Source organism: Frankia sp. CgJB1, from assembly GCF_977947065.1.
In genome coordinates, this window is sequence record NZ_CDWTNB010000125.1 from 3,427 (window position 1) to 12,497 (window position 9,071).

The following is a 9,071-nucleotide window of genomic DNA, read 5'->3' on the forward strand; positions in this document are numbered from 1 at the left end:
AGCCGTCAGCCGTCAGCCGTCAGCCGTCACACGCGCCGGGCGTACATGATGACGGCGACGCCGAGCAGGCAGATCGCGGCTCCGGCGAGGTCGTAGCGGTCGGGTCGGAAGCCGTCGACGGTCACGCCCCAGAGCAGGGAACCGGCGACGAAGACCCCGCCGTAGGCGGCGAGGACCCGGCCGAAGTGCGCGTCCGGCTGGAGGGTCGCGACGAAGCCGTAGGCGGCCAGGAACCCGATCCCGAGCCCCACCCAGACCGGCCCGCGGTGCTCGCGCACGCCCTGCCACACGAGCCAGGCACCACCGATCTCCGTGACCGCGGCCACCATGAACAGCAGCAGAGACCGGACGACGCCCACGTGCTTCACGATAGTCAGTATTCTCCCGGCATCGTCATCTTCCCGGCATCGTCCTGCGGCCTCGGAATCCTGTGGCCGGAATCTCGTCGTTACCTCGCCCGTGTTTTCACCCCGTCCGCACCGCGTAGTGTCGCACGGGTACACCGCTCTTTTTCGATGGTTTCCGATGGTAGGACGTCCTGTGATCTTCGGGTGGGGGAGGGGTACTCGGTATGAATGTCGTACGGGATCCGGAACTGATTACCGGCGGGCCGATGCAGCGGCTCGAACCGGATTCGGTGGGCGGTCCCGTTCCGCATCATTTTCCCGGTGCGTTCGGGGAGAACACCTCGCCCGCGGCGGGTGAACTCGACGATGGCGGCATCCGACTGCTTGCCCCCGATGGTTCGTTGGTCACCGATTCTCGGTTCTCGGTGCTCGCCGACCACGAGCTGCGCATGGAGTTCTACACCTCCATGCTCCTGGCCCGCCGGCTGGACGAGGAGGCCACGGCCCTGCAACGTCAGGGTGAGCTGGTCCTGTGGATTCCGCTGCGGGGGCAGGAGGCCGCGCAGGTCGGATCCGCCGCGGCCTCGCGTCCCCGGGATTACCTGTTCCCCAGTTACCGGGAACACGCGGTCGCCTGGCACCGCGGTGTCCCGGCGGTCGAGGTGATTCGGCTGCTGCGAGGAGTGAGTCACGATGGCTGGGATACGCACCGTCACAATATGGCTAATTACACGATTGTTCTGGCGGCCCAGACGCTGCACGCCGTCGGTTTCGGGATGGGGGTGCTCCTTGACGGCGCCGCCAGCACCGGCACTGGCGGCACTGGCACCGGCGACACCGATACCGACCTGGCGGTGATGGTGTATCTCGGTGACGGTGCGATGAGCCAGGGTGATGCCAACGAGGCATTCGTGTGGGCGGCGAGTTTCGGTGCGCCCGTCGTCTTCTTCTGCCAGAATAATCAGTGGGCGATTTCCACGCCGAGCCGGCGGCAGTCCCCGGTGCGGTTGGCCTGCCGGGCCGACGGGTTCGGCTTCCCCGGCCTGCGCGTCGACGGTAACGACGTGCTCGCGGTGCATGCGGTGACCACCTGGGCGCTCGACCATGCGCGCAGCGGTCGCGGCCCGGTGCTCATCGAGGCCAACACCTACCGGATGGCCCCGCATACCACCTCCGACGACGCGACCCGCTACCAGCCGCCGGAGGAGATCATCGCCTGGCAGGCCCGGGATCCCATCGAGCGCCTCCGTCGGCTGCTCGCCGCCGATGTTGAGGCCGGCTGGTTTGACGAGGTCCGCCGGCGGGCCGACGCCGCCGCGGCCGATCTGCGCCGGGACACCCTCGCCCTCGACCCGCCGGACCCCTCCTCGATGCTCGACCATGTCGCCGCGGAGGAGACGGCCGATCAGCGCCGGCAACGGGAGTGGTTCGCCGCGTACCGCGACTCGTTCCTCTGAGGATGATCTGAGGATGACGGGACTCGTTTCTCTGCGGGTGGCGGTCATATCCTCGCCGGGTAAGGGAAGGACGTTCCGTCACCAGCGGCGAGGAGCTCCCCATGCGGCCGACCGTGACGACCCCGGACGAGGAGACGACCTCGGAAAACCCGACGACCTCGGAAAACTCGACGAACCCGACAAACCCGGAGACCGTGGCGAATCGGGAGACCGGGGTGACTGGCGCGGTCGGCCCGGAGGCGGGCCCGGAGGCCGGCATCGGGACGCTCCTGTCGACGGATCCGGCCACCGGCGCGGTGGTCGCGAGCTTCCCGGTGATGGAGCCGACCCAGGTGCGGGCGGCCGTGGCGGCCGCCCGGTCGGCGGCGGGCTGGTGGGCGGGGCTTACGGCGGCACGGCGGCGCGACTATCTGCTGCGCTGGGCGGCGCACCTCGTCCGCCACGAGACTGAGCTGATCGACCTCCTGCACGCCGAGAACGGCAAGACCGCCGCCGATGCCCGCATCGAGCTGCTGCTGACGCTGGAACACATCCGCTGGGCGGCCCGCAACGCCGCCCGCGTGCTGCGGACCCGTCGGGTGTCGCCCGGTCCGTTCCTGGCGAACCACACCGGACGGATCGAGTACCGCCCGTTCGGGGTCGTCGGGGTGATCGGGCCGTGGAACTACCCGCTGTTCACCCCGAGCGGTTCGATCGTGTATGCCCTGGCAGCCGGTAACACGGTGGTCTTCAAGCCCAGCGAGTACACCCCGGCGGTGGGCGCGTATCTGGTCGCGGCGTTCGCCGCGGCGAATCCGGACGCGCCGGCCGGGGTCCTGACCATGGTCACCGGCTTCGGTCCGACCGGTGCCGCCCTGTGTACCGCCGGGGTCGACAAGATCGCCTTTACCGGCTCGCCCGCGACCGGCCGCCTGGTCATGGCGGCCTGCGCGTCGTCCCTCGTCCCGGTGGTGATCGAATGCGGCGGCAAGGATCCGCTGATCGTCGCCGACGACGCTGACGTGGCCGCCGCCGCCCGGACAGCGGTCTGGGGAGCGATGTCCAATGGCGGGCAGACCTGTGCCGGGGTCGAGCGGATCTACGTGACCGAGGCGGTCGCCGCGCCCTTCCTCGCCGCACTGCGCCGCGAGCTCGACGGGGTTCGTCCCGGCGCCGACCGGGACGCATCCTACGGTCCGATGACGATGCCCGGCCAGGCGGCGATCGTGCGCCGCCACGTGGCCGACGCGCTGGCCCGCGGCGCGAGCGCCCTGATCGGCGGGACGGAGTCGGTGGGGGACACCTTCATCGAACCGGTCGTGCTGGTCGACGTGCCGGAGGGCAGCCCCGCCGTGCAGGAGGAGACGTTCGGGCCGGTCGCCACCGTCCGGACCGTCGCCGACGTCGACGAGGCCGTCACGCTGGCCAACGGCACCCCGTACGCGCTCGGTGCGACGGTCTTCTCCCGGTCCCGGGGAGACGAGATCGCCAGCCGGCTCGACGCCGGGATGGTGTCCGTCAACGCGGTGCTGGCGTTTGCCGGGATGCCCGCCCTGCCCTTCGGGGGCAGCGGCGAGAGCGGGTTCGGCCGGGTGCACGGCGCGGAGGGGCTGCGCGAGTTCGTCCGCCCCCGCTCGGTCGCCACCCTGCGGATGCACGTGCCGGGAGCGACCCTGACCACCTTCCGCCGGGCGCCGGGTGCGCTCGCCGTCACAGCGGTGGCGGCGCGGCTCCGGCACGGCGGCGGCCGGGCCGGGCGGGTCAGGCCGGTCGGCGGGGCGGCTGGGCCTCTCGACAGGCCCCTCGGCGGGCACGCCGGGCCGGACGAGGGATGCCGTCCCGGCCGGCTCCGGCTCCGGCTCCGAAAATCATCCGGAAGTCGTCCAGACGGACGGTGAGCCGAGACCGGAGCCCGGTGAGGAAACCCAGCGGACCCTCCGCCGCCGGGTCCCATCGTGACCGGTGCAGGGCGAGCCGCCCGGCCAGCCGCACCGGGCTCACCCGGGGCTGGCCGTCGAGATCCTGCACCACGCGGAAGCGGACCGGCCACCTGCCCGGCAGCCGCTGTCCCCGGCTTACCGCCGCGGCGACGATTGTCCTGGTGGCGTCTGTCCCGGTGGCGTCCCGGGCGTGCAGGTGGGTGCCGCCGGCGTCCCGGGCCGTTTCCGGTCGTGTGGACGTGCCCGGTCGTTCGGTGAAGACGGCCAGTTCCTTGGGAATCCCCCACAGGGCGCGACCGCCGACCTGGGACGCCGGGCTGTCCACCCAGATATGCGGGACCGTCACGTGCAGGTGCCGCCTGTGCCATACCAGCAAGGCGGCCATGACCTCACGGTAGGCGAGGACGCCACGCGGATCGTAGCGAACCCAGGCGGTGGCCACCGGGACCCGGCCGAGAACGGTCACCGCCCGGGGAGGGGCGCCGGCCAGCGCCGCGCGGGGCACGAACCAGACGAAGATGACCATCGTACCGCGCAGCTCCCAGGGTTCCGGCGGATACGCCTCCCACCAACAGTAGTGCCCCTCGACAGTGGTCCCCGACAGTGCCCCCCGACGGCACGGCTTCCCGCCCGTTCCGGTGTGGAGCCTGCCGGATCCGCCGGCCGGGGGGCGGACCGGTCCGAATCCGGCGACATACCGGCCATATCCCCTAGCTGGTCGGCGCCCACCGAAGAGGGCATCTAGGTTGGGTCGGATCAGCACGGAACCTGGGAGGTCTCATGGCGCTACGTCGCGGACTTGCCGTTTCAGTGATGATCGGTACGCTTATCCTGATGGGCGGGATCGCCGGGACAGCCTCCGCTGTCTCGTCCACATCCGGCACCCCGGCGCTGAGCATCGCCAACGCCGCGGCGTTGGTTCGATCGGCGGGGTACACGCCGATCGTCCTCGGTGGTTATGACCGGAGCAACGATCTCAGCGTGATCGTCGGACTGCTGTCGACATCCGGGGACGGGCATCCGCAGCGGGCGTTCTTCTTCCACCGTGGCCGGTTCGTCGGCTACGACTTGCCGCAGCCGAGCGCCACGATTCGCTGGATCTGGTCCACCGACCGGGTCGTCGCCCTGCAGTACGACCTCTACCGGCCAAGCGATCCGATGTGCTGCCCGACGGCGGGTGGTGCGACCGTGCGTTACCAGTGGAACGGTTCATCGGTGGTCCCGCTCGATCCGGTCCCGACCGCGAACGTGTCCGCCGCGAGAAGCCGCCGCTGATCCGCGACCGCTGATCCCCGATCCATGATCCGTCCTGGGCCGGGGCAGTCGCCGGGGCAGTCGCCGGGGATTCGTCGCCCCGCGCCTTCGCTGCCCCGCCCGAACAGGGGCCGGACAGGGGCCGGCGGCAACGCGGGGCCGTCCGGCCCGGCTCAGTGCCCCTCGGCGGCCTCGACGAGTTCGGTGAGCACGCCTCCGAGGCCCTTGGGATGGATGAACGCGATCCGGCTGCCGGCGGTGCCGTGCACCGGAGTCTTGTTGACCAGATCGAATCCGGTCGTGGTCAGGGCCGCGAGGGCGCTGTCGATGTCGGCGACGCCGTAGGCGATGTGGTGGATGCCCGGCCCCCGCTTGGCCAGGAACTTCCCGATTGGGCTGTCCTCGCGCAGCGGTTCTAGCAGTTGGACGTAGGAGTTCCCGGTCTTGCCGCTGTGGACCAGCAGCATCGCCTCGCGCACCCCCTGGCGCTCGTTCTCCTCCTGGTGCACGACCTCCAGACCGAATGCCTCCTCATAGCGGGGGATGGCCTCGGTGAGGGAAGCCACCGCGATCCCGACGTGGTCGATCCTGGTCAGCACAGCCGTCTCCTCGTTCTGCCGGCCCGCGATCGGGGCCTGTCCGCCGATGTCCCACCGCCCCTGGCGCGAAGCGACGGGGTCCGCGCTGAGCCTGCCGGTTCACGATCCCGGCGTCGACCGATCGGCCCCCGTGACGTGGGGTGACGTGGGCGACCCGGGCCGGGCCCCACCCTGCCCGCGGCCTCGCCAGGGGTCCACGTCGCCGGGGTGACTGTTGTCGTGGATGTTACCGTGGGCGGATATTGTTCTTCCGGTGTGTTCGCGGAGTGGCGGTGTGGTGTGCGGGGCCTCGTTGCAGACTCCGTTCAAGTCCCCGGAAGACAGGCCGTAGAGTCAAGTGCCAACTATTTTAGCCCGAGTCTTCGAGGCACGAACGTAAGGGTTACGGTGTCCACGACGCGTCGTGATCGTTCCGCGTTCCGCGCGGCCCGCGGAAACACCCGTCAGATAGGTGGGGTTGCCGAGCGGGTCGGGCTTTCGCTGCGCGCGGTCCGGTACTACGAGGAAGCCGGACTGCTTACTCCCGCTGGACGTACGCCGGGTGGCTTCCGCCTGTACGACGACGAGGCCGTCGATCGACTGCTCGTCATCAAGAAGATGAAGTCGCTGGGGTTCACCTTGGAGGAGATGCGGTCGCTGTTGTCGGTGCGCGACGAGCTGTCGGATTCGACGATCTCCGAGAGTCGGCGGACCGAACTGCGTGAGCGGCTGCATACCTGGGTCGTGCTGGCTGAGGAGAAGCTGGCCACCCTGCGGCAGCAGGCGGGAGTCGCGGAGGACTTCGTCATCGGCCTGCACGGTGATGCGGACCGGACGGTAGACGGACTCGTGAATCTATGGTCACCTCGTCCGAGATGGGTGCCGGAACCGCCATGATGGGGGCCCGTGCCCCGAGGTCGGAGCCGTCGGGATCGTCCGATCCCGGCAAGATATCCGATTTTACCCGGAGGTTCGGTTCGTTCAGGTTGTCTCGCCCGCCCGGGTCCTTCGCTGCGTCAAGGCCATCCGTTTTGCAAAGCTATCTATTTTGTGGGAGCCCCCCGGTTCGCCGGGGTGACCGGGATCCGGGGTGGCGGCCGGCGCTTGGGCTCCTGTGGAGCGACCGGAGTCGGTTGGTGACCGACGTCACGGTCGGCGTCGGCCATGGATTACCAGATCTTTACCGGTCCTGTGTAGCTGTGGGTGGCCGATACTAGAGACGCTTGACACTCGAATACCAGTCGTCATGCTCACGTGATAAGGGTTGAATTGTCCATAACCAGCAGCGCCGGGTCTTCCGCCGATGCCTGTGACGGCTGCTACCGGATCGGTGACGTTGCCACCCTGGTGACCTTGTCCCTGCGTACCGCCCGCTTCTACGAGGATGCTGGCCTGCTCGCGCCGGTAGGCTACACAGCGGGTGGTTTCCCGCTGTACGACGACGACGCACTCGACCGTTTTTTCCTCATTAAGAAGATGAAACCGCTGGGGTTCACGCTCGAGGAGATGCGGTCTCTCATCACATTGCGTGAGCGGATCGGCCAGCCCGATCTTGCCCCAGATCATCGCAGGGAACTGCGGGAACGGCTGAGAACCTGGGTTACCCTGGCCGAGGAGAAGCTCGCATCCCTGCAGGAACAGGTGCGCCTCGCCGAGGACTTCATGATTGGCCTGCGGGACGATACCGCCCGGTCGCTGCGGGAAAGCCCGGATCGCCGGGACGTCGTTGATCAAGGCGATCTTGGTCCCGGTCGCCTGGACAGCTCGTTCCTCGATTTTCTCGATGATCCTTTCGGGCCCGAGGAGAACTGACCCGGCCCGCTCTACCCGGCCCGCCCGGGCCATCCGGGCCGGCATCACGAGGCACAGCGCCCCCACCGGCCTGGCCGCGGTGGCGTGACCTCATGTCCCGTGGTGCCTCATGTCCCGTGGTGGTCGAGCCGCGCTGCTGGAGATCGGTGACGGTCCGGGGCTGGGGTTCGTCATCAAACTGCGGCCTTCCCAGGCAGGGACACCCTCCGGCGGTCGGCTCGACACGGGTCGAGGGTCGGCGGGTGCCGCCCGGGTGGACCGGACGATCCGGCGGGGGCGCCACGGGATCCGGGACTGGCCGGGCAGGCGTCGTCGTCCGGTATCCCCTTGGGGAAGGTCGCTGGAGTCGTTCCACGGGACGTCGCGTCTGCCGTGAGCAGATCTGCCGCCAGCAGATCAGCGCCATGGGCGCGGATTTCCCGGCAACGCTGGTGACGCCGGCCCATCGTGCTCGCACCCATTCCCGACGGCCGGCGGGAGGACGTACCATGATCGAATCTTTTCCGCGCCTCACGCAGGCCGGGCCGGGGGGTCCGCACCGGGCTACCGCGCAGGCCGCTGCACCCGGGCTCGGCTCCGCGGACGACCAGGTGTTCAGCCGGCTCCTCGAGAACCGGATCGTGTTCCTTGGTTCCGTGGTCGAGGACGCGGTGGCCAACGCGATCAGCGCCAAGCTGCTGCTGCTCGCCGCCGAGGATCCCGCGGCCGACATCTACCTCTACATCAATTCGCCGGGTGGCTCGGTGTCCGCCGGCATGGCGATTTATGACACGATGCAGTACGTCGGAAACGACGTGGCGACGGTCGCGCTGGGTCTCGCCGGTTCGATGGGGCAGTTCCTGCTCTGCGCCGGCACGGCGGGCAAGCGCTACGCGCTGCCCCATGCCCGGATCATGATGCACCAGCCGCACGGCGGCATCGGCGGCACCGCTGCTGACATCTCTATCCAGGCCGAGCAGATGCTGTACACCAAGCGCACGCTGCAGGAGCGAATTGCCTTCCACACCGGGCAGACCGTCGAGCAGATCGAGACCGACTCCGACCGGGACCGGTGGTTCACGGCCGAGGAGGCCAAGGAGTATGGTCTCGTCGATCACGTGGTCGCCCGGGTGGATCAGGTACCCAGTGTGGTCAGTGGAGCGGGCATCGGTCTGCGGCGGGCGGGCCGCACCGGTTTCGGCCCCGGCGGCGGGAGCGGGCGATGACCGGGCGGCCTCCCGCCGCGAGCGGGATCATGCTGGGCGGCGGTGCACCGAGGGCCCGTCACGTCCTGCCGAACATCATCGAGAAAACCTCCCGCGGCGAGTACGGCATGGATCCGTACTCGAAGCTGCTCAAGGAGCGGATCGTCTTCCTCGGTGTGCAGATCGGTGATGTGTCGGCGAACGACGTGATGGCGCAGTTGCTGTTCCTGGAGTCCGAGGATCCCGACCGGGATATCTCGATCTACATCAACTCGCCGGGTGGGTCGTTCACGTCGTTGACGGCGATTTACGACACGATGCAGTTCGTGCGGCCGGACATCTCGACGATCTGCATGGGGCAGGCGGCGTCGGCGGCGGCGGTGCTGCTGGCGGCGGGCACGCCGGGGAAGCGGTTCGCGCTGGAGAACAGCCGGATCCTCATCCACCAGCCGTCGGCGCAGGGCGAGGGCCAGTCGAGCGACATCGAGATCCGGGCGCGGGAGATCCTGCGCGTACGTCT

The 9,071-nt window shown here is 69.3% G+C and carries 9 protein-coding genes and 1 pseudogene; 7 read left to right on the forward strand and 3 right to left on the reverse strand.

What is annotated here, in order from left to right; genetic code table 11:
• Positions 1 to 26: 26 nt before the first annotated feature.
• Positions 27 to 359, reverse strand: a complete 333-nt coding sequence (locus tag AC08OT_RS14345; RefSeq protein ID WP_476596027.1) for a YnfA family protein — start codon at positions 357 to 359, stop codon at positions 27 to 29.
• 212 nt (positions 360 to 571) lie between these two features.
• Here AC08OT_RS14345 and AC08OT_RS14350 point away from each other — a divergent pair, with 212 nt between their 5' ends.
• Together AC08OT_RS14350 and AC08OT_RS14355 are read left to right on the forward strand one after the other, a co-directional pair.
• Positions 572 to 1,804 (forward strand): thiamine pyrophosphate-dependent enzyme, encoded by a 1,233-nt coding sequence (locus tag AC08OT_RS14350; protein WP_476593548.1) that lies wholly within the window; start codon positions 572 to 574, stop codon positions 1,802 to 1,804.
• A 101-nt stretch (positions 1,805 to 1,905) separates the two neighbouring features.
• Positions 1,906 to 3,681 (forward strand): aldehyde dehydrogenase family protein, encoded by a 1,776-nt coding sequence (locus AC08OT_RS14355; protein ID WP_476593549.1) that lies wholly within the window; start codon positions 1,906 to 1,908, stop codon positions 3,679 to 3,681.
• A gap of 124 nt (positions 3,682 to 3,805) precedes the next feature.
• On the opposite strand, the pseudogene AC08OT_RS14360 reads toward AC08OT_RS14355, so the two are convergent.
• A pseudogene (locus tag AC08OT_RS14360) lies at positions 3,806 to 4,486 on the reverse strand (acetoacetate decarboxylase family protein); the annotation flags it as partial.
• Positions 4,487 to 4,503: 17 nt separating this feature from the next.
• Between AC08OT_RS14360 and AC08OT_RS14365 the strand changes: the two are divergent.
• Entirely contained in the window at positions 4,504 to 4,998 is a 495-nt protein-coding gene (locus AC08OT_RS14365) for an LppP/LprE family lipoprotein (RefSeq protein ID WP_476593550.1), read from the forward strand.
• Positions 4,999 to 5,150: 152 nt separating this feature from the next.
• Here AC08OT_RS14365 and mce read toward each other — a convergent pair whose 3' ends face one another.
• Positions 5,151 to 5,576, reverse strand: coding sequence for a methylmalonyl-CoA epimerase (gene mce, locus AC08OT_RS14370; RefSeq protein WP_462188654.1), 426 nt, complete (start codon positions 5,574 to 5,576; stop codon positions 5,151 to 5,153).
• A gap of 387 nt (positions 5,577 to 5,963) precedes the next feature.
• Between mce and AC08OT_RS14375 the strand changes: the two genes are divergently transcribed.
• From AC08OT_RS14375 to AC08OT_RS14390, 4 genes are all read left to right on the forward strand, one after another.
• Complete coding sequence (locus AC08OT_RS14375; protein WP_476593551.1) at positions 5,964 to 6,452, forward strand: MerR family transcriptional regulator; 489 nt, start codon at positions 5,964 to 5,966, stop codon at positions 6,450 to 6,452.
• 372 nt (positions 6,453 to 6,824) lie between these two features.
• Positions 6,825 to 7,367: a MerR family transcriptional regulator gene (locus AC08OT_RS14380; protein ID WP_476593554.1), complete on the forward strand. Its 543-nt coding sequence runs from the start codon at positions 6,825 to 6,827 to the stop codon at positions 7,365 to 7,367.
• Between the two features lie 488 nt (positions 7,368 to 7,855).
• The gene (locus AC08OT_RS14385; RefSeq protein ID WP_462203099.1) at positions 7,856 to 8,572 is read left to right on the forward strand and encodes an ATP-dependent Clp protease proteolytic subunit; all 717 of its coding nucleotides are present in this window, start codon (positions 7,856 to 7,858) and stop codon (positions 8,570 to 8,572) included.
• Positions 8,569 to 9,071 (forward strand): ATP-dependent Clp protease proteolytic subunit (locus AC08OT_RS14390; RefSeq protein WP_476602909.1); only part of this gene is annotated, 503 nt, incomplete at its 3' end. The genes AC08OT_RS14385 and AC08OT_RS14390, both read left to right, overlap by 4 nt.